Origin of the sequence: Allosphingosinicella deserti (assembly GCF_003012735.1) — a bacterium.
Classification (GTDB): Bacteria; Pseudomonadota; Alphaproteobacteria; order Sphingomonadales; family Sphingomonadaceae; genus Allosphingosinicella; species Allosphingosinicella deserti.
In genome coordinates this window covers 582,498-605,393 of the sequence record NZ_PXYI01000001.1, presented here as the reverse complement: position 1 = coordinate 605,393, position 22,896 = coordinate 582,498, and the positions used below count along the sequence as shown (strand labels likewise).

The 22,896-nt window shown below is 61.9% G+C and carries 19 protein-coding genes; 8 read left to right on the top strand and 11 right to left on the bottom strand.

All coding sequences use genetic code 11. The features are described from left to right. Positions 1 to 251: 251 nt before the first annotated feature. Together C7I55_RS02825 and C7I55_RS02820 are read left to right on the top strand one after the other, a co-directional pair. Entirely contained in the window at positions 252 to 2,951 is a 2,700-nt protein-coding gene (locus tag C7I55_RS02825) for a GAF domain-containing protein (protein WP_106511338.1), read from the top strand. Between the two features lie 468 nt (positions 2,952 to 3,419). Next, positions 3,420 to 4,046, top strand: a complete 627-nt coding sequence (locus tag C7I55_RS02820; protein ID WP_106511337.1) for a pyridoxamine 5'-phosphate oxidase family protein — start codon at positions 3,420 to 3,422, stop codon at positions 4,044 to 4,046. 61 nt (positions 4,047 to 4,107) lie between these two features. Here C7I55_RS02820 and C7I55_RS02815 read toward each other — a convergent pair whose 3' ends face one another. From C7I55_RS02815 to C7I55_RS02780, 7 genes are all read right to left on the bottom strand, one after another. Beyond that, positions 4,108 to 4,392, bottom strand: a complete 285-nt coding sequence (locus C7I55_RS02815; protein ID WP_146150910.1) for a hypothetical protein — start codon at positions 4,390 to 4,392, stop codon at positions 4,108 to 4,110. Between the two features lie 189 nt (positions 4,393 to 4,581). Then, positions 4,582 to 5,415, bottom strand: coding sequence for a metallophosphoesterase (locus C7I55_RS02810; protein ID WP_106511335.1), 834 nt, complete (start codon positions 5,413 to 5,415; stop codon positions 4,582 to 4,584). A 183-nt stretch (positions 5,416 to 5,598) separates the two neighbouring features. Further along, positions 5,599 to 6,642 carry an NADP-dependent oxidoreductase gene (locus tag C7I55_RS02805; protein WP_199192685.1) on the bottom strand — a complete coding sequence of 348 codons (1,044 nt, stop codon included), beginning with the start codon at positions 6,640 to 6,642 and terminating at the stop codon, positions 5,599 to 5,601. Continuing rightward, a complete protein-coding gene (locus C7I55_RS29400; protein ID WP_106511659.1) occupies positions 6,639 to 7,079 on the bottom strand; it encodes a DoxX family protein in 441 nt (146 codons plus the stop codon). The genes C7I55_RS02805 and C7I55_RS29400 overlap by 4 nt, the downstream gene beginning before the upstream one ends. 316 nt (positions 7,080 to 7,395) lie before the next feature. Further along, positions 7,396 to 7,977: an EamA family transporter gene (locus C7I55_RS02790; RefSeq protein WP_106511333.1), complete on the bottom strand. Its 582-nt coding sequence runs from the start codon at positions 7,975 to 7,977 to the stop codon at positions 7,396 to 7,398. Positions 7,978 to 7,982: 5 nt separating this feature from the next. Further along, positions 7,983 to 8,231, bottom strand: coding sequence for a DUF4287 domain-containing protein (locus C7I55_RS02785; RefSeq protein ID WP_106511332.1), 249 nt, complete (start codon positions 8,229 to 8,231; stop codon positions 7,983 to 7,985). Between the two features lie 69 nt (positions 8,232 to 8,300). Beyond that, a complete protein-coding gene (locus C7I55_RS02780) occupies positions 8,301 to 9,239 on the bottom strand; it encodes a LysR family transcriptional regulator (RefSeq protein ID WP_106511331.1) in 939 nt (312 codons plus the stop codon). Between the two features lie 285 nt (positions 9,240 to 9,524). On the opposite strand from C7I55_RS02780, the gene C7I55_RS02775 reads away from it, so the two are divergent. Then, on the top strand, positions 9,525 to 10,376 hold the full coding sequence (locus C7I55_RS02775) for an arylamine N-acetyltransferase family protein (protein ID WP_158266255.1): 852 nt from the start codon (positions 9,525 to 9,527) through the stop codon (positions 10,374 to 10,376). Between the two features lie 200 nt (positions 10,377 to 10,576). Here the strand turns inward: C7I55_RS02775 and C7I55_RS02770 are convergent, their stop codons facing one another. Both C7I55_RS02770 and C7I55_RS02765 read right to left on the bottom strand, forming a co-directional pair. Next, entirely contained in the window at positions 10,577 to 11,644 is a 1,068-nt protein-coding gene (locus tag C7I55_RS02770; RefSeq protein WP_269845189.1) for a sensor histidine kinase, read from the bottom strand. 22 nt (positions 11,645 to 11,666) lie between these two features. Beyond that, positions 11,667 to 12,362 carry a response regulator transcription factor gene (locus tag C7I55_RS02765; protein WP_106511328.1) on the bottom strand — a complete coding sequence of 232 codons (696 nt, stop codon included), beginning with the start codon at positions 12,360 to 12,362 and terminating at the stop codon, positions 11,667 to 11,669. 595 nt (positions 12,363 to 12,957) lie between these two features. Between C7I55_RS02765 and C7I55_RS02760 the strand changes: the two genes are divergently transcribed. The 5 genes from C7I55_RS02760 to C7I55_RS02735 all read left to right on the top strand — a co-directional run bounded on the left by C7I55_RS02760 (position 12,958) and on the right by C7I55_RS02735 (position 20,954). Further along, entirely contained in the window at positions 12,958 to 13,710 is a 753-nt protein-coding gene (locus tag C7I55_RS02760; RefSeq protein WP_106511327.1) for an ABC transporter ATP-binding protein, read from the top strand. After that, positions 13,710 to 16,181: an FtsX-like permease family protein gene (locus tag C7I55_RS02755; RefSeq protein WP_106511326.1), complete on the top strand. Its 2,472-nt coding sequence runs from the start codon at positions 13,710 to 13,712 to the stop codon at positions 16,179 to 16,181. The genes C7I55_RS02760 and C7I55_RS02755 overlap by 1 nt, the downstream gene beginning before the upstream one ends. A gap of 388 nt (positions 16,182 to 16,569) precedes the next feature. Next, positions 16,570 to 17,631, top strand: a complete 1,062-nt coding sequence (locus tag C7I55_RS02750) for a serine hydrolase domain-containing protein (RefSeq protein WP_106511325.1) — start codon at positions 16,570 to 16,572, stop codon at positions 17,629 to 17,631. Between the two features lie 1,422 nt (positions 17,632 to 19,053). Then, positions 19,054 to 20,247, top strand: coding sequence for a vWA domain-containing protein (locus C7I55_RS02740; protein WP_158266254.1), 1,194 nt, complete (start codon positions 19,054 to 19,056; stop codon positions 20,245 to 20,247). A 365-nt stretch (positions 20,248 to 20,612) separates the two neighbouring features. Continuing rightward, the gene (locus C7I55_RS02735; RefSeq protein WP_106511323.1) at positions 20,613 to 20,954 is read left to right on the top strand and encodes a glycine zipper 2TM domain-containing protein; all 342 of its coding nucleotides are present in this window, start codon (positions 20,613 to 20,615) and stop codon (positions 20,952 to 20,954) included. 292 nt (positions 20,955 to 21,246) lie between these two features. On the opposite strand, the gene C7I55_RS02730 is transcribed toward C7I55_RS02735, so the two are convergent. Next, a complete protein-coding gene (locus tag C7I55_RS02730) occupies positions 21,247 to 21,702 on the bottom strand; it encodes a DUF3592 domain-containing protein (protein WP_106511322.1) in 456 nt (151 codons plus the stop codon). A 430-nt stretch (positions 21,703 to 22,132) separates the two neighbouring features. After that, on the bottom strand, positions 22,133 to 22,762 hold the full coding sequence (locus tag C7I55_RS02725; protein ID WP_106511321.1) for a calcium-binding protein: 630 nt from the start codon (positions 22,760 to 22,762) through the stop codon (positions 22,133 to 22,135). Between the last annotated feature and the right edge of the window lie 134 nt (positions 22,763 to 22,896).

Sequence of the window (22,896 nt, the reverse complement as noted above, 5' to 3'; positions counted from 1 at the left end):
CTAAATCAGTCCTGATTCAAAACCGTAAGGATCGACGCCTTACCCTGATATGCACTTTCGATTGCTTGGCCGCTGGACAGCTGTAAGCCGCTGCTTAGACCGGCCGAGGCTGTGCGGCTTGCTGAGCCCTCGGCCCTGGCGGCAGCTCCGTCGGATCAGCATAGCGAGTCCATACAACGTTCTTCCTTGCGGTCGTCGACGTTATCTGGTGTTCCTCGTCGTCGGGGGGATCGAGGTAGACGTAGCTTCAGATGAATTCTCCCGACCGCTCCACCATGAACGAAGCTGGCCGCTTGGCGGCGCTCCAACGCTACGATGTGCTCGACACCCCTCCTGACGGCGCGTTCGATCGCATCACTGCCATGGCAGCGAAGCTGCTCTCAGTTCCCATTTCGATCATCAGCCTGGTCGATACCGACCGGATCTGGTTCAAGTCCCGTCATGGAGTGGATGCGGAGCAGATTGACCGGTTGCCGGGTCTGTGTGCGTCGGCTGTTCTTCAGGATGACCCGTGGGTTCTCACGGACGCGCAGCGCGACACTCGCGCTCTGGCAAACCCGCTTGTAGCCGGAGAGTTCGGCCTACGCTTCTACGCGGGCGTCCCGCTTCGAACCAGCGACGGCTTCAATCTGGGCACGTTGTGCGTGATCGACCGGGAACCCCGCGAGGTGACCCAGGAGGAATTGACGCTGCTGAGCGACCTGGCCGCGTTGGTCATGGATCAAATGGAGCTTCGTTTAGGCGCGCGCCGAGCGGTTAGCGAGCTGACCGGGGTGCTGGCCGAACGGGACCAGCAAACGGAACGGGCGCAGCGCGCTGAGCGTGGGCTGAACGCGGTGCTCGACAACGCGAGCGTTGCCATTCTGATGATGGATGCGCAGCAACAATGCTCCTACATGAATGCTGCCGCGGAGAGATTGACGGGTTACACTCTCGCGGAGACCCGAGGACGTCCCCTCCACGACGTCATCCATCACACCCGATCGGACGGTACGCCCTACCCGCTTTCGGAATGTCCGATCGATCGGGCCTTTCCCGAGAATAGCAATGTGACTGGCGAGGAGGTCTTCGTCCGGAAGGACGGCACGTTCTTCCCGGTCGGGTTCACGGCCAGCCCTATCCGGGATGAGCGGTCGAATACCGTGGGGACGATCATCGAAGTCCGGGACATCAGCGCAGAGAAAGAGGCAGAACGAGCACTGCAGGCGCAAACGCGACACCTGCAGATCCTGAACGACACTGGAGCCGCGATTGCCGCAGAGCTCGAGCTGGAGCGCATCGTTCAGCTGGTCACAGATGCAGGCGTGCACCTGACGAGGGCGCAGTTCGGTGCATTTTTCTACAATGTGATCGATGCCGCTGGGGAGAGTCTCACGCTCTATACCCTGTCCGGCGCCCGTCGTGAGGATTTCGAAAAGTTTGGTCATCCTCGTGCAACGGAGGTGTTCGCGCCAACCTTCAACGGCGAGGGCGTGGTTCGTTCCGCCGATATCACGGCCGATCGTCGATACGGGAAGAACTCGCCGCACCATGGCATGCCGACGAACCATTTGCCGGTCAGAAGCTACCTCGCTGTTCCGGTGATCTCTCGTTCCAGTGAAGTGATCGGCGGCCTCTTCTTCGGCCACCCCGAGCCGGACGTGTTCGGTGAGGAAACCGAGCGCCTGATGGTTGGGGTCGCAGGGCAAGCAGCGGTAGCCATAGACAACGCCCGCCTGTTCGAAGCCGTACAGCGCTCGAACCAGACCCTTGAACGCCGGGTTCAGGAACGCACCAGCGCACTCGAGGAAGCTCACGAGGCGCTCCGCCAGGCGCAGAAGATGGAGGCTGTCGGCCAGCTCACCGGCGGCATTGCCCACGACTTCAACAATCTGCTGACGGGCGTGATTGGCTCGCTGGACATGATGCAGCGGCAGATCGCGAAGGGTGAAACGAACAAGATTGAGCGTTACGCAACCACGGCGATGACCTCGGCCAATCGCGCCGCTGCGCTCACCCATCGCTTGCTTGCCTTTTCGCGTCGGCAGCCGCTCGACCCGAAGCCGGTGAACGCCAATCGGCTGGTGACCGGGATGGAAGAGCTGATCCGCAGGACAATCGGTGAGTCCGTTGCCCTGGAGATTGTGACCGCCGGCGGCCTCTGGCAGACACTCTGCGACCCGCACCAGCTCGAAAGCGCCATCCTGAACCTGGCGATCAATGCGCGTGACGCGATGCCCCACGGGGGGGTGCTGACCATCGAGACCTGCAACGCGCGACTGGACAACGCCTACGCGGCCAAGCAGCGCGACGTGACTCCCGGGCAGTATGTCTGCATCTGCGTGACGGACACTGGGTCAGGGATGACGAAGGACACGATCGAGAAAGCCTTCGAGCCATTTTTCACGACTAAGCCAACGGGCCAAGGAACCGGCCTCGGATTGTCGATGATATACGGGTTCGCCCGACAATCGGAAGGCTATGCACGTATCTACTCGGAGCTTGGTCAGGGCACGACCGTTAAGCTCTACTTGCCTCGCTACTACGGTGAGGCGGAGGGAGCCGAGGAGGAGCATGGCGAACTCACGGACGCACATCGCTCCGAAACCGGTGAAGTCGTTCTCGTCATCGAAGATGAGACCTCCGTACGCGAGCTTGTGGTCGACGTGCTCGAGGAGTTGGGATACCGGGCCGTACAAGCCGCGGATGGACCCTCCGGCCTGAAACTACTGCAATCAGACCTTCGTGTGGACCTGCTGGTCACCGATATTGGCCTCCCGGGGCTCAACGGGCGGCAGGTGGTCGATGCGGCTCGCCTTCAACGGCCAGACCTGAAGGTGTTGTTCATGACGGGGTACGCAGAAAACGCCACCATCGCCAACGGCTTCTTGGAACCCGGGATGGAAATGATTACCAAGCCGTTCGCCATAGATGCGCTCGCCACTCGCATCCGCGACATGATCGAACGCTGAGAGCGTGGCTCTGTAGCGGCGGTCATCGAGGTGCTTAGGCTGCCGGTTCTATGCGGTAGGTCTCAGCGCCCCCAACCTTCCACGATCCTCCGGCTTCCCGTAGCAAACCACGATGGCTGCGGACCGCTGCGGACGCACCTGATCGGGCGTGGCTCGTACGACGACGAGTTCGCGGGCGCACCGTTCAGACGATGTATCAAGCACTCATACGGCAACGATATGCTAAGGTGGATAGAAACATTCCCCTTATGCGAGGATTGATCATCGATATTCGGCAGAAGCCTGACGAAAGACCTATCGCCAAGAGCCGATTGTTGCCTCGGTCGGCCATCAAGGCGGTTGGGGCTGGCGCTGTTAACCGGCGGCCTCTTCCCAATCGGCCACCTGTTAGCCGAGGTCGGTCCTGCCTTGCGATCACGCAGCTTTGCGTCTCCACCACAACCTGCGGCATCAAAGCGCGAGGCACCGATGAACATTGAAACCGAGGTGCGGGTCAATACGATAGAGGACCTTCAGGCCCTCTACGGAGAGGTTTCATCACCATCCGTTATCAAGGTGGTCGATCATATCCATGCGGTGTATCGGCCCTTCATCGCAGCCTCGCCTTTCGCTGTCCTGGCTACATCTGGACCGAACGGGCTGGACGCGACGCCCCGCGGTGACGCGGCGGGATTCGTCCATGTTGAAGATGCCAAGACAATTCTCCTGCCGGACCGACGTGGCAACAATCGCATCGATAGCCTACGCAACATCATAGTTGACCCACGAGTAGCGTTGCTTTTTCTCGTGCCCGGGATAGGCGAGACACTACGGGTGAATGGAACAGCAGAGATTTTGTCCGGACCGGCTTATCTCGCGCGCTTTTCCGTGGCTGGACAGATGCCCAGGTCTGTACTCCGTATTACCGTGAGCAGTGTCTTCTTCCAGTGTAGCCGAGCAGTGATCCGATCAAGCATCTGGAACCCCGCCACGCACATCGATCGTCAAAATCTTCCGAGTGCCGGCACCATTCTTAGCATCTTGTCGAAATCGGAATTCGATGGCGAAGGCTACGACCAGGCGCTTCCCCAGCGTTTGACCGAAACCCTCTACTGAGGCGGGCTCGGTCATCGCCGAGGGCAACCCAGACTTCCGCGAAACGCCCTAGCGCACGCCATCATCTTCCATCGCCTACGCCACTCCGCCTGGAGGGCACTCGCCGTTCCACGTTTTCAAGTGCGCATTCGATTGGACGCAGCTCCTGTCCGGTGGCGATGATCGCGTACCAGTCCTCTTCGATCTCAGTGACCAAATGGCCCGCCTCCGTCTGCAGGCGCCTCATGCCTTCGATCCAGGCTGCGCTGAGACAGCATGCTGTGTTCTCGAACTCCCTGATCTCCAGCACGGTGACAACCTCACCGTGCTGGTCCATCATCTTCCAACGTGCGATTTCCTGATCCATACTCAAGCCAACTGAGGGATGATGTGCGTGTTTGAGAAAGCGTGCGTTTTCCGCGACGTATTTGTTCCTTGATGTGAACGGTTTTCTTAGCCTGGGCGTATTGCCTCATGTGCTTATGCCCGTGGGACCAGACGTGTCAGGCACAAAATACACCGTCGGAAGAGCGCTCGCCGAGCTCCGCAACGCCACCTAGGCCGACGCTTCTTCCAGCATTCGATCGATTATCGTCCGCGTTGCCTCGTCCCAGACCGCCAGAACACGCTCGGGACACCGGCCGAAGTACGTGGCCAACGCATCGCCGCTCCAGCGATGCAACGCGAAACCGGGCGCACCCTGCTCCACAAGCGGGCGACCGTCTGGAACACCGCGTTGCATCGGTGCGAACCCCAAGCTGAGGTCCGAGGCTGAGGACGGGCAAGTCAGAACCGGCGTCCCCTGCCAACGGAAGACGCCGCCCAAGTGAACATGCCCCGTGCACAACGCGACGATTGAACTCTGCCCGAGAGCAGATCTGATCCGCATCGCCCACTCCGCAGAAGAGCCTGGGTCGATCCATGGGATGCCGATATCGCACGGAGGATGGTGCATCATGATCAGCACGGGCTCGGTGCCCAGCTCAGCCAGTTCCCTTCTCAGCCAATCGGCGCGAACCGAGCAGTAAGATCCTCCTTCCCGGTCAGGTGAGTTCGTGTCGAGCAGGATCAGGTGAAGGCCACCGAGAGCGATCCTGCTTTGAACGAAGCCATCGGTCGCCGGTACGTCGGGGAATACCTCTAGGAAGGTAGCGCGAGCGTCGTGGTTGCCGATGGTGAGATGCGCCGGGAACGGGCAGCGTTCAAGCGCCTTTCGCAGCAGGCGATAGCTTGGTTCAGCGCCGTCGTCCGTCAGGTCCCCGGTCACGACCAACCTATCGGGCCGGGGCTCCAGCGTGTTCAGATGCTCGATGACGGACAGGAAGCGTTGGTTGTTCGGGTGGGCCGCGTCGGCATGCAGATGCGGATCTGAAATCTGTGCGATAAACATTTTATCACAGAAGCCTTTTCTTTTCCGAATTGGTGGCGGAGCGATGCAGCGCTCGCGTCGTCCCGGCGTGGTAAGGATTCCAGCCAATGCGCCTGGCCAGACTGCGGGCGCTCCAAGCGGCTGACTGGCCGAAATGGGATCGGGTGCTTGCAGGTGCGAGGCCGAAATGTAGCGCGCCGCTGATCACTGGAGAGCCAGAGCGAGTTCATCATCGCGGTCAGAGGCGACCCGAACCAATTGCTTGCCGATGTTCCGACCCTCGAAAAGCCCTTGCAACGCCCGAGGCGCGGACGCGAGTCCTTCGGCAATGGTTTCCTCGAACTGGATAAGCCCCTGTGCCAGCCATGAGGTTAGATCGGCAAAAGCTTCAGGAAACTCGGCGAGGAAGTCCAGGAAGATGAAACCTTCCATCTTCGCACGTTTAAAGGCCAGCTCCATGTAGTTTGCCGGCCCTGCCCCGTAGCTTTTCTCGCCGTACCCAGACGAGATGCTGCCATTAAGAACGACATGTGCGTGGGGCGCAATCGCACCAAGAGCTGCTTCCAAGACGTTTCCGCCAACACTGTCGAACACGATGTCGAGTCCAGACGGCGCAAATGCTTTGAGGCCTGCCGCAAGATCCTCCGATTTGTAGTCGACGCAGCCGTCGAGGCCGGCCACCTCCCTGACCCACTTCGCCTTCGCGGGACCACCAGCCGAGCCGATCACATGGCAGCCGTTGATCTGCGCAATCTGCCCGGCGATCGAGCCGGTGATCCCCGCGGCTGCCGACACAAAGACCGACTTGCCCGTCTGTGCCTGTGCCACGCGCGTCATTCCGAAATATGCGGTGAGGCCGTTCACTCCGAGAACGCTCAGAAATGCGCGAGGCTCAACCCCCGGCGGCGCGACGTTCAAGCCGCCGACGCCGCTCTCGCGCGCCACCACATAATCCTGCCAGCCCGTTAGGCCGTAAACCCAATCACCCACTCGGTAGAGCTGCGACCGTGACCGAACGACCTGGCCGACGCCGCTCCCGCGCATCACCTCCCCTAAGGCAACCGGCTGCACATAGGTGGCGCTCGGGTTCAACCAGGTTCGTTGCGTGGGATCGATCCCCAGCCAATCCACCCGGATCAGTGCCTCGCCCTCTGCGAGTTCCGGGACCGGCCCCGTCCGAAGTTCGAAATGTCTGTCTTCTACGGGTCCGGAAGGCCTTGCCCGCACTCTGAGCTGACGGTTGATCACGGCCGCTCCTCCTGATGCTGACCAGCGTGCCGGGCTGGAGCCAAATTCCGATGCAAGGGCAGCACGGCCCGAACTGCGGGATCGCGAAGCCACAAGCCAGCCCACATGGCTGCCCCGAGATAGACGCTGAACAAGCTGTGACTGAAGAAGGGACTGGCAGCGCGAAGGTGCGTTGCCATGGCGCCGCCGAGCAGCCCAGTCATCAGCACCGCGCCCAGCAGGCTCGTCCGGGACCACAGGAAGAGGAGCAGGCACGCAAGCTCCACGAGGCCGATCGGGAACGCGGCAGCAGGCGGCCATCCAAGTTGGACGAGCCTTTGTGAAGCGACCTGCGCTCCAAGCAACTTCGGTGCGATAGAGCCGCCAGCCATGAACAATGCAAAGAGTGTAGTCAGCACACGGCCGGACCACAAAGCGGTAGGGATTCCTCGCTGCATCTGTGTGTGCCTCATCATGAATTTCGAAATGCGTGTATGGAGCCTAAGCCGAGGGTCACGAGCGCGAGACCGGCGATCTGGGCGGCGCCAGGAGACTTTCGCGTCAGGAGCGCCACCAGCAGGACGGAGACGCCGCTCTGAAGAGAGCTGAGTACGCTCACCAGTGCGACTCTCCCGGTCGAGAAGCCCCAGGCGAGCGCGAGGAAACCAGCAATAGCAACGACGGCCGCCGAGAAGGCCGGGGTAGCCGCGCCGACGGAAGCGAACCGAAGAGGTACCTTCATCGCATAGGCTGTCAGCCCAACCCCGCCAAACCCTAGCAGGTAGTAGACCAGAACGGAGCTATCGGCCCAAGTGCCGGAGCTGCGTACAGGCCGAGGAGCCAGAAGTGCGTACCGTAGAAGGACGCAGCCGCGACCGCCAGGAGTATAGACTTTGTCGCAGAACTGCCTGCAGTGCTGCCAGTCGCCTGCGACGGGGCGTAGGCTGAGATCATCGCGCCCGCGGCGCAGGCGGCCAGTCCCGTTGCGCTTCCTGTATTCAACGTCTGACGCGTGAGCGCGCCGAGCACCACGGTCACAGCGCCGTAGCCAGCCGTGATCGGTGCCACCACGGTGATGTCACCGAGTTGCAAGGCACGATAAAGACACGCAGTGGCGACCAGACCGAACGCCCCTGCCAGCACAGCAGCGATCCACGCCAATGGAGAAGCCTGCGCAAGCGCATCGAGGTCATAGGCAAGCAGCACCCAGGCCCCCGACGCCAGCATCCCAAGCAGCTGAGAATAGAACATTGTGCGCAGAAGGCCGGAGAGGCGGGTCGCGCGTTGGGCTAGTACATCCGTAAGGCCCCACAGGATGGCGGCTAGCAGACCGAGCGCAACGGCGAGTACGAGCATTGCGCTCAGAGGGCGGTGGACTGATCGGTGTTGACGGGCGACTTCGTCCCTTTGAGCAGCGCTACGATGGCCATTCCATGGCCTCGGCCGAGGCCAAAATCCGCAGCAAGCCACTCCAGGATCGTCCCCGCCTTGACACCCTTCCGCAGCGTCCCTTCCCCGGTGAAGCCCTTCTCTTCCGCCAGCCGGCGGAAATCTGCGGCTGTGTTCCCGGTCTTTGATTCGATGTTGTCGAGATAGGCTTGGAAAGACATGGCTGCTCCTCGTGATTGCGAGGAGTATCATCCGGGTAATAAACTTGCCCGCAAGTGCCGAAAGTTAGATCAAGCCGATCCAATATCGTGATCAGGCCGCCCGCGTGCCGCGGCCGCGCGGAGCATCGCAGTGAACGCTTCGGCTACAGGCCCCAGCGGGTCGTCCAGCCTCCTGGCAAGGTATGCCTCGGATATGACTTGGCTGTTGCGCCCGAGCGCGTGCGTGTTGAGCCGCATCAGTCGCCCCTCCAGCAAATCCCGCTCGACTTGCCACAAGGGAAGTCGTCCCCAGCCGAGGCCGGCTCGGATGAGTGCATGCTTGGTGTCCTGGTTGCTTACCCGGCAGGTCTGAGGCGACAACACCCCGAAGTCACGGCCCTCCGTGAGCGACGTTGGATCCGACTGCACGATCTGGAGGTGATCCGCGATGTCGAGCAGTTCGAGCATCTGTTCCGGCGCCCTGTCCGCCAGAGGGTGCCCCGGCGCAACGACCGCGACGAGTTCGATGGAGGACAGCGCTTGGATCGCCACACGCGGATCGCGGAAATCTTCCCCGACAATCACCGCCAAGTTGCAACGTTTGTCGATCAGCGCGCTGATCGGACCTCCCAAAGGTTCGACTGAGAGTCGAATTGCGACGCTGGGAAAGGCTGTACGCAGGCTGCTCAGCGCCTCGGCAACGTCTGCGATTGGGAATAGCGTATCCACCGACAAGGAGAATTCGAGTTCAACACCGGCGCCGAGGCCCCGCGCCCGGGCACGCATCGTGTCAACGCGAAGCAGCACGTCCCTTGCATTGGTGAGCAGCGCCTGCCCCTCAGCGGTGAGTAGCGGCCGATGCCCACTCCGGTCAAACAGCGCCACCCCCAACGCAGCCTCAAGATTGGCGATCGCGTTGCTGACGCCGGACTGAACGCGAGAGAGACGAGCTGCCGCCGAGCGGAAGCTCCCGGTCTCCGCTACGGCGACGAAAGTGCGGATCTGGTCGAGTGTCATTGCGTCGAGCATTCAAAGGTCCATCCAGCAAACGAAAACAGCTCGTCGAGGAGCAGGCTCGGAGGCCTCCGGGGAAGTGACGGAGCGCTCGTGGCGGTTGCAGGCGTGGTCCTGCTGCCAGCGAAGACGTTGCGCCGGCCGCTCTCGAGGCGGTTCAAGGCTTCTCGACATTCTTCTCGCCCCTGTTTCGGGTGATCCGCTTATGTGATCAAACTTATCAACAAGGCAGCACTTTTCCTGATCATGTCCAGAGCTAGATTTGAAGGGTCGCACACGCGGCATTCTGAGGAAGGAACCATGGCAAAGCTCGACCACTCGCGATTCCAAACTAGCGGTGAAGCGGACATGCCGCTCGACGTCGCGGCATATCTCTCGCGGATCGGCCACGATGGGAGGGGCGGCCCCGGCGCCGACCTGCTCCGGGAGCTGCAGCGCGATCACATCGCCGCCATTCCGTTCGAAGCACTCGATGTCCTGACCCAGGTCGGCGTCGACCTGAGCCCGGGTCATGTGGAGGAGAAACTCGTCGCGCGACGCCGGGGCGGCTATTGTTTCGAACAGAACGGGCTTTTTCGCCGTGTGCTGGAGCACGTCGGATTTGAAGTGGAGCCACGGATCGCCCGCGTCGTCTGGGGGGGCCGGGACGAAGGCGCATGGCCGCTTCGTACCCACATGTGCCTCCTTACCCGACTGGCCGGCGAGGAGTGGCTCGTGGACGTGGGTTTCGGTACGGCCGTACCGACTGGGCCTCTCCTGTGGAACAGCGAAGCGGTTCAGCCGACGCCTCTCGGTAGCTACCGCTTGTCTAACACTCGCTTCGGCAAGTTGCTCGAGCTGAAGCTCGCCGACGAGTGGGTTCCGGTGTACGAGGTCTACTTCGAGCCACCAATGAACATCGACCTTGAGGTCGCGAACTGGTTCACGTCGACGCACCCGATGTCGATCTTCACCCGCCATTTGATCGTCGCCCGGGTGACTTCCGAGAGCCGGATCTCCCTCTTCGACAGGGAACTTACGGTTCGCGGCGCAAAGGGTGAGGTTCATCGCGAGACGCTCGACTTGGCCGGCGTAGAGCGCGTGCTCGGAGAGACTTTCGGCCTTCCGGTGGAAGACAGCTGGTGGCCGGCCCTGAAGCGGATCGCTTCGTAGGGAGCTTTGGGCTCCACGTTCCATCGTGCGTGATTGGCATCGTCCCAGGCGGCGCTATTTGCCTCGCCACCTGCTCCGAAAGCGGAGGCTGGTGTTGTTAAAGCGCTCGTCCGATTGGCGAGGAGAAGACAACGCCGCTGCGCGGATGATAGTCGGCATGGCTCCTGAGCCGGGGCGGCAGCAACGCTCGTAGACATTCGTCAGTGCATCAGGGCCGCGGGGAGACGTACCGCGACGCGAAGCCCGCCGCAGGTGCGTGCGCTTAGGACGAGGCTCCCTTGATGTGCACGAACGATGCTCCTGACGATTGCCAAACCGAGACCGACGCCTGAGTCGCCTGTGCGAATTCGCCCGGCTCCCCGCTGGAACGGCTCCAGGAGGACGGGGATCGCAGCAGGCTCGATGGTGGGTCCAGAATTCTCCACTGTGAGCAGCGCTGCATCAGGCACAAGACTGGTTTCGACCCAGACTTTACCGTGCTGAGGCAGATTGTGCACAATGGCGTTGTGAAGGAGGTTCGTCGTCATTTGCAGGAGCAGTGCCCCGGATCCGACCACTGGCGTGACGGTGGAGGAGCTGTGGAGGGCGACTCCGCGTCTTTCCGCCAAGGTAAGCAGTGTTTCCGCGGATTCTTCCATCAGCAATGAGAGGTCGAGCGTTTCTCGTGCGAAGGCCCCCTGGTCAGCACGGCTGAGCATGAGCAGCGCCTCGGTAAGATCGATCGCCCGGGCATTGACGTGATGGAGGCGGCCAATGAGTTCGGTCCTAGCTCCGCTCGGATCCTTGAGCGCGACTTCGAGCAGTGCCTTGGTGGTCGCCAGCGGAGTGCGCAGTTCGTGTGACGCATTGGCGGCGAACCTTCTCTGTTCCGCAATCGTGTGCTCAAGCCGTGAGACCATGGTGTCGAAGCTGTCGGCGAGTTCATGGAGTTCGTCTCGCGGCCCTTGCAGTTCGATACGATGGGAGAGTGAGCCATTCGCGACAATGCGGGTGGCATGAGTTATGCGTGCGAGCGGAGCGAGCATTCGACCGGCAAGCAGCCAACCACCGAGGAGCCCGAACGCAAGCAGGAACGCCAAGGCCACGACGGCTGCAGGAACGAAGATGCGTGGCCCGAAATTGCTCGGGTCGAAAACGCGCAGGAAATCGGAAAATCCCGGACGGAAATTGCTCGCGGGCACGCCCCGCAGCAGGAACACCCAAACCGCGGCGAGGAGCAAAGCGCCGGCTATCATGAGGAACCCGGCGTAACTCAGTGTGAGCTTCATGCGAACGCTCAGCCCGGTCGCTCTATCCACTCGGATCCACCTCACCCCCCACGTTCGAGCGAACGTCAATACGATAACCGGCACCAAGCATTGTGGTGATCAGCCAAGGCTCTCCGAGCCGCTTGCGCAGAGCAGATACGGTGATGCGGACCGCGTTGGTGAACGGGTCCGCATTCTCATCCCAAGCGCGTTCCAGCAACTCCTCAGCGCTGACGACTCCTCCTTCCGCAGCCACGAGCACTTCAAGCACGGCAAACTGCTTCCTGGTCAGTGGGACGTAGCGGCCGTTCCGGAAGACCTCGCGGCGGAACGGATCAACACGAAGGCCCGCAATCTCCCTGATAGGAGGCCTGCTATGCGCGCGCCTGCGGTCGAGCGCTCGAAGCCTAAGGACGAGTTCTTGTAGCGCGAACGGCTTCGTGAGGTAGTCATCGGCGCCGAGCTCGAAACCTGAGGCCTTGTCGTCCAACCGATCGGCAGCAGTGAGCATCAGGATCGGCATGCCGCTTTGCGACGCAACGATGCTTTTCGCGACCTCGTCACCTGAGAGCCTTGGGATGTCGCGGTCAATTATCGCGATAGCATAGTCGTTGATGCTCAACAGCTCCAATGCGCTGTAGCCGTCGCCCGCAACGTCAGCTGAAATTGCCTCGAGTCGGAGGCCGTCGCGGATAGCTCCAGCGAGATAGGGTTCGTCCTCGACGATCAAGACACGCATGCAACCTCAGTACTATGAGCAGCAGCATATCGTCAGCATATCTAAAATTTCGTACGTTCTGACAACGCCGAGCCGTCTGGAATGGCGACATGACGTTCTACCATCAAGTACGGACGGCGACCCGCCGACCCCGATCGATCAGCTGCGCTCCCTTTGTAGTGCTAAGTGGAGTCCTTTTCAGCCTCATTAGCGATCCGTCGGCGGCCTCGCTCCCGGCATCTTCCCCCGTCCAAACTTCCTGCGACACTTCGGACCAGCCGCATCGCGGACGCGAAATGCACGAACGAGGGCCTGTTGCGGCACCGGCAAGCGTCTTCGAGGACGAAGTGTCTGGCGCCGCGATAACGAAGCACGGATCGGAAAGGGGGGCTGCTCGATGGGTGGCTTCCACAGCGAGTTCTCCGCATGTGGCCGGCGATGCGGCCTGCATTGGGCTTTCGCAGGCAATGGTTTGGCCATCCGAGCACGGCGCCGACCACGGACTATGCCAGATCCATGAAAGTGGGCGATGGCATCTCGAGTTAGGCGCCAGAACGACCGCCCACGGCTGCCCTCTCCTATTCCCCGACCTTTCGCTTGATACCAGGATGCAACAATGATCGGCCAGCGCCCTCCTGCTCCGCGAGGAGGCCTGCACTCTGCCGAGGCCGCCGACGTTCGAAAGGATGTTTTCCAAACGCCGGCCGCGAGCGCGCGGGCTCTGACGAAGACTTTCGGCCGGGGTGAGGCTAAGGTGCATGCCCTGCGCAGCGTGGACCTCGACCTCCCGCGAGGCCGGTTCACCGCGATCATGGGGCCGAGTGGGTCGGGCAAATCCACGTTGATGCATTGTCTGGCTGGACTCGACCAAGCTGACAGCGGCGCCGTGACCATCGCTGGGACGGACCTCGGCTCGCTTGACGATGACGAGCTGACGATTTTCCGTCGTGAGCATATCGGCTTTGTGTTTCAGTCCTTCAACTTGCTCCCCATGCTCACTGCAAGCCAGAACATTCTCCTTCCGTTTGAGTTGACGGGTTGCCGGATAGACGAGGCGGCACGCGCCAGGGCGGCCCATCTCGCGGAGGCGCTTGGCGTGGCGAACAGGCTGGCCCATCGACCCGCCGAGCTGTCGGGCGGGCAGCAGCAGCGGGTTGCTATAGCAAGGGCCCTGCTTTTGAGTCCCGATCTGCTTTTCGCCGACGAGCCGACCGGGAACTTGGATAGTGCGGCGGCGGCCGGGGTGCTGCACCACCTGCGCCGCACAGCGCACGAACTCGGTCAGACGGTAGTGATGGTCACTCATGATCCGGTGGCTGCCAAATACGCCGATGACGTGATCATCATGCAGGACGCGAGGATCGTCTGATGCGTACGATCTTCCTTGCGTCCTTGCGCACCTTCGGCCGCAGGTACATCGCCGCGCAGATCGCGGTGAGCGCTTCAGTCGCTTTGATCGTTGTAATCGGCGTGCTCATCGCGGGGGCTCGCGCTGGGATTATGGCAGCCGATGGAGCCCCCTATCGTAAAGCCGACTACGTCATCCGGGCGCCGAAGGACGATCCTCAACGGCGCCCATCCTGTTGCCCGGGAACTCTGAACACCGCGGCGGCGATCGATCTGATTGCTCGACTGGGGGAGAATGCATCCGGGCTCGGCCGCGTCGCGCTGCCTCTACGGCGGCAGGATGGGGCGCCTCTTCGCTCGGGCAACCTGCGCGACGAAACGACAGTGGGGCCGATCGCCAACGCGAAGGAATTGCGCTGGCAGGCGCTTGTCACCGGTCGGCTCCCAGCAGGGATTGGCGAAGTGGTGTTGCACGTGTGGGATGCCAACGCCATGAATATTGCGATCGGAGATCGGATCCTCGTCGGAGAGGGCCCCACTGTAGCCCCGCTGGAAGTCGTAGGGTTCGTGGAGTCGCCCACCACCTGGACCCAGGCTTCGATGTACGTCACTTGGCGACAATATTTACAGTGGCGTGATCATCCCACTTTCCACATCGGAAGCGTGGCAGTGCGCGGCAAAATCGGGCGGCTCCCTCAAGGCATGACTGCGTATGCCCCGGAGGCGTACGTGACCGAAAGCCTAGCTCGACTCAACAATGGCACGGACGCATTGGCCTTGCTGTTGCTACTGTTTGTCTGCGTCGCGCTCTTCATCTCCATCATGGTCGTTGCAAACACCTTTTCGATCCTGTTCGCGCAACGCTGCCGTGACTTCGCGCTGCTCCGCTGCGTCGGCGCCACTAAACGTCAGGTCACAAGCTCGGTATGGCGAGAAGCAGCCGTCATAGCGCTGGTGGCGTCCGCTGCGGGGACACTCATTGGCGTCGCACTGGGTTACGGACTGATCCCGCTGGTCAACGCACTCGCCCCTCGGACTCCCATGGGCTTCCCCAGGTTCCCCGCGTTTTGGCTGCTAGGCGCCTCCGCCCTCGGGCTGGTGGTCACCATGATTGCTTCGTTGGTGCCGACTCGGCGCGCGGTCCAGATGAGCCCGCTGGCGGCGATGAGGCCGGATGTCCCGGTGGATATCCACACAGCGCCGGGCCGGTTTCAGCTGGCTCTGGCGGTCGCCCTTCTGGTGACGGGGCTCGTCTCGCTCGCGTTCGCGATGATAGAAGACAGCAAGGTGCTCATGGTCGCGGGCGGCGCCTCAGTTATTGTCACGATCCTGTTGATCGGACCTCTGTTCATCCCCCCGATGGTCACGGCCTGCGGTACCCTGCTCGGCAGGTACGGCAGGTTGGCCGCGGCTAACGCCGCGCGCAATCCACGCCGCACCGCCACTACCACTACTGCCCTGCTAATCGGCGTTACCATGACTACCGCAGTGCTCACAGGTCTGGCCACTTGGCGGACGGCCATCGACGCGCACCGCGATACGCGACTTCCCATCGATGTTGCGCTCACCTCCCTCAACAAGCCGATTTCGACGACTCTCCTGACTCAAGTCCGCCAAACGGCGGGAGTGGAGCACGCCATCGCCGTGAACGGAGCGGTAGCCCGGATGACTGGGTTGGACGCTCCCATCCCGGTCCTCGCCGCCCGAAACGCGGAGCAGGTAGCCCGAGATGGCGGACGCTTCACCAAGGTGGCTCCGGGAACGATCGCTCTCGACCTCGACAGCTTTGCCTCTCGCGGTGGGACACTGAGGATTCGGCCCGGTAGCCGGGTGACCGTTCGCGTCGGCAATCGTCAGGCGGATTTGAGGGTTGTCCTCCTGAGCGGCTGGGGCAAAGCTGGCGTGATCGCTCCCGAGACCTTGAAACTGCTAACGGATAGTCCGGAGCCTCACGTTATCTGGGCTCGAGGCAGCCGTGGGGCCAACTGGCTTCAGCTCGTTGACGATCTCGACGAGTTGGCGGATGCGACTGGCGGGACGATCGAGGACCGTCTCCAGGCACGGGCCGCAGGAAACCGCCAGTTGGACGTCCTCGAATGGTCGGCCCTCGGCCTCCTCGGCATCTCCGTAGCGATTGCCCTCGTGGGTATCGCTAACACCTTAGGCCTCTCGGTTCTTGAACGCGCACGCGAAAATGCGCTGCTGCGCGCACTCGGGCTCACCCGCAAGCAGTTACGGCAGATCCTCGCAGCCGAGGCGCTGCTGTTATCGGTCGTGGCGACCCTGCTCGGCATGAGCATCGGCATCGTCTTCGCATGGGTAGGCTTTGAGACGTTCGTGGTGCGAGCTCTCAGGGCAGCGACAATGGAAGTGCCGTGGATATCGCTTAGCGTCGTCATGCTGGTAGTGGCTCTCGCCGGGCTGCTCTCCAGCATTATTCCCGGCCGTCAGGCTGCGGCGGTGCCTCCGGCTGCGGGGCTACTTCTAGATTGATTCGGTCGAGATCCATGACCAACCAGATTCCTGCACTCAGAGAGGTACAGCCCGCTTTGTCCAGCGGCGAGGGCGGCGCTAACCGACTTTCGGCTCAGGCTCAGGTGATTGGACGCGCTCGCGCTTGCTCCAGTCGCGCGTACAAGGGTTGTGATTGGATTCGCCGGACCGCGACCTCTGCCTCTGCGGCATCTCAGTAGGAGTACAACATGAGATCACTTGGCTTTCTTGCCGCGGCCGTTTTCTTGTTGATGCTTGGCATCACCCCGGACACAGGCGCGCTCGCCAGCCCGCAGATTTCCATGGACGACCCTTTGACAGTTCACCGGCAGGACGTTCGCATCAAGGCTGGGGGTATTCATCGACTCCCAAGTTCAAGGTCGACACCATGGCAGATACGATCGAAGCAGCGATGCTGCCGAACGTCAGCGGCTTCGCCTATTCGATCTACAAAAACGGAATGGTGAGAAAGGAGGGCGGCGCTGGTTTTGCACGCTCTGCGCCTGACGGCTTTCGCATGCATGGTCCGATGCAGCGCAACAACCTAGCCAGCACATCCAAGGCGTTTACGGCGATCGCAGTGCTGCAGCTGATCGAGGCCAACAAGAGCAAGGGCGTCGCCGTCGATACAAAGATCGGAGCCTACTTACCAAAGTTTTACAAGGCGGGTCCCAACATCGCCGGTCTGAAGTTCTCGGAGCTGCTGCGCCACAGGAGCGGGCTGGCCGTTGGTGACATGAACAGCCAATCTCTTCTGAACTTCTCGGGAGTCGCAAAGGTTGTGGAGGCGGGCGTCGGCCCGCGCCCGGTCGGAGGCGGTGAGAGAGCCCGCGACTATGACAATGTCAATTATGCCCTCCTGAGGGAGCTGCTGCCCGCATTGTGGGCTGAGTCGGGGCAAGCGCCCCCGGCGATCCCCTCCGGTGAGGTGAACGGGATCATCAATCCAATTGATGTCGGTTCCGTTCTCCTTCGTGCTTTGGTGACCGACCGGATCCTCAAACCCGTTGGGATCTCGGAGCCGCTGCAATGCAAGGCTTCGGCCTCGAAGACAGGCACACGTTACTACCCCCTGGCTGCGGGTCCAAACACGGTAGGCGTTCTTGGAACCGATCAATCCTCCTTCTGTGGGAGCGGCGGGATGCACCTGAGCACCAACGATATGGCAAAGGTCCTCTCCGCATTGTTCCACTCGGAGAAGCTGTTGCCGGCCCCCGCCCGGAAGACCATGATCGACAGGGAGCTCTCGTTCGATCCCTTCACAACTTCACGCGGGGTCGCGCTGATGCGGGCAGGCTCAGTCGGAGTTGGCGGCGGTGCCGGCACGAAGGCGTGTATGATGCACTTCCCGGACGGAACGGACGCCGCGCTTGTGCAGAATTCGCCCGACAAGCCGGATCGCTCGCCCTGTACGGTGCTAATCAATGCATTCGAGGCAGCCTGGAAGTAGTGGATCAACGCGTGTGGATTCGGCGAAGGCGCCGATCCACACGCCTGGTTGCTCGCTGACGCCGTTTGGTCACCCAAGTGCTTGGGCGGGTGCCAGGACAACATCCCTGGCGTCTCGCTCGTAACGATCTGCCAGCTTCAGCAAGCCCTGTCTCGCGGCGGGGTTTCGGATGTCGGCAGCGCTGCGGTGGCAGTCGCGAGCCTGTGCTTCGAAATAGCTTCGATGGTCCATCGAGAGGCAGCCTCCAGTCAGCAAGTGCTAAGTGCCTGTCTTTGGCCGAGATTGGAACATAGTAGTTCCCGCAGGGCCGTTTGCAGATTCGCTGGACGGTGTGCTCCGTCGGACGAACCCGGCCTTCCGATTCACTCAATTGCATGAATTCGCTGGCAGGACGCCTATCTACGCGATGGGACGGCAGAAGGAGCGACGCGGGGTTGGATGTATCCTCCTCCGACGGGTAGGGCTGATATGAAATCTCAAGATGTTGAATATTATCAGAAAAGAGCTGAGCAGGAGTTGGAACGAGCACTCGCTGCCAGCCACCCCGTGGCCGTAAGCAGCCACTACCGCCTCTCCGCGATGTACCTCGATCTCGTTCACGACAGCCCGGCGCGACCAACGCGACCTCGGAACCCACTGCAAAACTGAATCCACGTCCCGCTTCGGTGGCGGCCTTCATTCCTGGATGGTCGCTCTCCGCCTCGAGCTAACGCGCGCGATCGATTCCCGCAGGCGTGCAAGCTCCTGTTTTGCGCGCTCCCGGCGGCGGCCATCCTGTTGCTCCTGCTCCCATTCGGATCGCAGCGTGTACCGTTCGAGTTCGGGGGGCAAACCTGTCTTCGGCATAGCGTCCGTGCTCTCTCCACGAGAGAAAGCGCTACGGCGGCAGGGTAAACAAGAGGTTAACGGCACGACTAAGCCCGCGAGATAGTACGCTTTTCCCGAACACGTGAGGTGCGGTGCGCGGGCGCATCGGGTCTTCGGGCAACTCGCCTCCAAAGCGGCTGAAGCGAACCGATGCATACCCAAGAGGGCCGGACGCGCAGACGCTCTTTCAAGCATACTGCGCCGGCATCAAACTGCTCAGGATGTTCAAAGAACCCGCTGACGAGGCCAAACGCAGCAAGGAGATCGCGCACGGGCTCCTGGAACATCGTTCTCGAAGCCGTGGCCGATCTGTCGGACAGTCTGGCGCAAACCGGCAGGCTGGTTCGCTGGACTGGGACGACGATCTCCTGAAGCCCAGGCCAAGTTCACCGCACAATTCGCGAAGTCCGGTATCGACGCCAAGGAAGCAGCAGCGCGTATCGCCCGAGCCGCGGAACCGTCGAGTGAATGGGAGGGACCTCGTGGTTCGGAACGGGGCGCGCATCCTCCGCGTTCCAACCCTATATCATTCCACCGGCAGAACGGCTTCTTTCGATGACCCAAAGCAGATGGCTTCGGCTCAACGACAATTCGCAAGGATCGGCTAAGCCGCGACACGGCTCGAGCGCGAAGAAGATCGCGCCGCGCTCGTGTCCGCTTCTTGCCTCCATTCTGCTGCTCAGTTCGTGCGGGAAGGCCCCTGCAGAACGCGCCGAAGCGGCGCCAAGCTATCCACAGCAGATTGTTGCTAAACATGCCGTATCGCTGGACGAATGCTTTCCCGAGATCGGGCTTGCGGACACCCAGGCGCCCACCGGGGCTGAAGCCGGTCTCGAGAACGCATATGCCATCGTGGCGATCGATAGTTCGGGCTCGATGGCCGGCAACGCAGGCGGGCAATCCAAGATGGCAGCGGCACGATCCGCAATCACCGGCTTCGTCAACAGCTTGCCAAGCACGACACCCGCCGGTCTGATCGTCTTCGGTCACGCTGGATCCAATGCCCTCCAAGACAAGGCCGCGTCCTGCAGTGCGGGTGCAACGTTGCTTGTCTCGCCGGTGCCGGATCGAACGCAGATCACGAGGCAAGTAGACACACTCTCCCCCGCCGGGTGGACCCCACTCGCGGCTGCGATCGAGACCGGTGCCGATGCGCTGGGGAAGCTCGGAGATGGCCCTCGCATTCTTTACGTCGTTTCCGACGGGATCGAAACATGCGGAGGTGATCCCGCCGAGGCCGCCCGGAATGCCAATGGCGGAGCACAGAGGGTGGTCGTGAATGTGATCGCCTTCGGTGTTCCGACCGCCGAGCAGGCTCAGCTGCGATCGGTGGCTGCGGCCGGTGGTGGAGAATTTCTGACGGCCGATGATGCGTCCAGCCTGGAGGATACGCTACGAAAAGCCGCGGCGGCAAGAGTTCGGCAGTTTTACCTGCAAACCGCAACGACCCGCGCCGCAAACGTGGTTGCAACCGGCGGCACGATTTCCCGGGCAACCCAGTGCGTGAAACGGAAAGTCGCGATCGAGCGGGAGGCGGCACTGGGGACGATCGCGCAGGACGAGAAAAGCGGCCGGTTCCCGCAGCCCGAAGTCGACGCTGCGCGCGCTGCCATCAACAACCGCGGGAGTGAGGCCCTGAAGATCCTAGTTGCCTATTCCGAAGCCGCCGCTGCCAAGGAAAGCAATCAGGCAGACGCATTGTGGCGGAGATTTCAGGCCACACGACAAGCTGAGCTTTCTGGGCGGTAGTGGCTTCGCGGCCTAGAACCTGACGCGGGCAGTTCATGGCTCCGCCCGGCTCAAGAAGATGCGGCGGAAGTGATTAGCCTAAGCCAAAGTGCGAGCGCGCGGGAGCACGGAGGGTGGCCATTGCGCACGGTCTCGCCTGATCTCGGCACCGTCGTGCGCCGGATCGAGACCTGCAACGTGGTCTGATCCTAAGCGGACGTTCAGCCGTTCTGCGTCTCAGCCGCCCTATGATTGATCTGCACAGAGGGTACCGCGCAGATGAACGCACGCTTTCGAGGCCGTTCAGGACTGCATCAACGCCAGCGGCCTAATCAGAGTCATCCAGCGTGAGGCTAACGGGCTGCGCCGGCCCAAGGAGAAAGAAGATGCTGAAGAAAGCCACCCTCGCCGCAGCCGGGCTCATGACTGTATTCACCGCCTTCCCCGCCGCTGCTGATGCCCGCCCTCGCGATCGTGGCCACGGCTACTACAGTGACGGAGGCTATGGCCGAGACGGCTACTATCGGGATCGCTCCGATCGCCGTTCCTACCGCAACAATGGACGCTGCCGGTCTGGCACGACCGGTGCTGTTGTTGGCGGCGCCGCGGGAGCACTGCTCGGCCGGGAAGTTGCCGGCCGCGGTGATCGGACGCTCGGCACCATCCTCGGCGGTGCCGCCGGTCTGCTGGGTGGCCGGGCGCTCACCCGCGACAAGAATTGCCGCTGAAGAACCAAGCAAAAGCCACGGCAGCGCTCTTCAAGGGGCTGCCGGGCTGCCTCCCACTTCGGACCATGTCGCGGATCATCCCGGTCGGCTACTCCCGCCATGTCCGGCTGGGGAGACGACGATCGTCGGCTTCCGTGCGGCGACCTGACGTTGGCACCGCCACGCTGTCAGAACCGTGCGGTCGGCCGGCTGGCGACCATGACCTTCCATTCGCTTTGGCCTGCGGTGCGGCCGCCGGGTCCGGATCCAGCCTGCTCCTGACCAGGACAGGTCGACGGGGCAAAGCCTTGGCTCACACGGTTGCAATCAGAAGAGCCAGCGCCGCGCCCGTGCCAAGGCCGAAGAGCGCGAATAAGACTCCAAAAGCTCCCATGCACCCGAATATGATCCTGCCTTGACCGAAGAAATCTTCCACGAGCACGCGAGTGGGATCGGCGGGATCGTAGAGAATTGTCACCGCCTGGCCCATTCGACCGGGTGCGGGTGACCGTCCTTGGTTCGTCTCGACTTCCGCAACCTCGCCCTCAGTGGTCGTGAAACGGACAACCGGAAAGCCGATGAACGACGACTCCGCCCCAACGCCTACGCTGCGCCAACGCACGTCAGTCAGAACGCCCGAAACCCGCGTTGCAGACTTGACGAAACTCTCATCGATCGGTCGACGACGGAAACCCCATACGGCAAAGAAGATGCCCGCCACGACAAACCCTGCGGGCACCAGCAGGAATTGAAAGAGTACCTCGCGCATGCGGACTACAACGCGCGTGCCGAGGCGATGTTCTCGTCCGGTCCCCAGCTCCGCGGACGGGCTCCGCGTCGATTGGTCTTCCTCCCTTCGAGGCCGTGTTGGGTGGCGGCACAATTCAGGTGAAAGCTGTTCGCGGCGATTGCCGGCTGCGCCGGCATGAGTGCTCTATTTCCGCACGCAGTGCAGGCGCGTGGATTGCGGCGGTTCAACGGCAGAGGCGGGAGCGCGGAGATCTCCACGTCACGCAGCTTTCGGCTATCACCGCATGCAGGGCCGAACTGACCCGTCCTCACCTGCTGACGCAGATCGAGCACTAGATTTGCACGATATGGAGCGCGATCTCCAGTCGAGGAAATCATCGCGATGCTCCGGCGGCGATCCTAGAGTACGCGACGGCAGCCGAGGATGCGATCGCTTGCAATCGCAGCTTTCATAAGATGAAGTCGCCGGGCGTCATCGCGACATAGCCTTCAACGTAGATCGAAAAATCGTAAAGCCGGTCCCCGTCGGTGTCGCCCCACACCTGCACCTCCGCCGGTCGACCGTCGATCACGACATTGATATATTTGAGCTCGCCCGGTTGTCCGCTGAAGGCGTTGGAGCCGATCCATCGAAAACTCTGGTTGCCGGCAACGTTTTCGTTCGCGTCGATCAGCGACAGATCGATTTTGTCGCCGGTGAAGTCGACGATCCGCGACACATAATTGCCTTTCGCCCACGCATCGGTGAACTGAAAGACGTCATCATTCCCGCCGCCCCAAACCAGCTCGCCATCCTGAAGCAGGTCGTTGCCGAGACCACCAAATAACCTGTCGCCGCCGATCCCGCCATAAAGCCGGTCGTTGCCGGCTTCGCCCCTGAGCGTATCATCGCCGCTATTGCCGTAGATCCGATCCGCACCCTCGCCGCCGGCGCCGATATCATTGCCTCGTCCGAGATGGATCGTGTCCGCGCCGCCGGAACTGTAAACACTGTCGTCGCCGTCATAACCGTAGATCGTATCGGCCCGGTTGGTGCCATTAATATGGTTGCTGCGGGCATTGCCCTTGATCACCGCCATTTGACCTCCAGCGCATTGTTGGTGAACCGCCAGCGCGCGGGCGGGGGATCGGCTCCCGGCAACGCGCCAGGGCGAGACGAACCGGGGCCGGAACGTTCCGCGTGAGGAGGCAGGCAGACCTTCCCAGTCTTGGA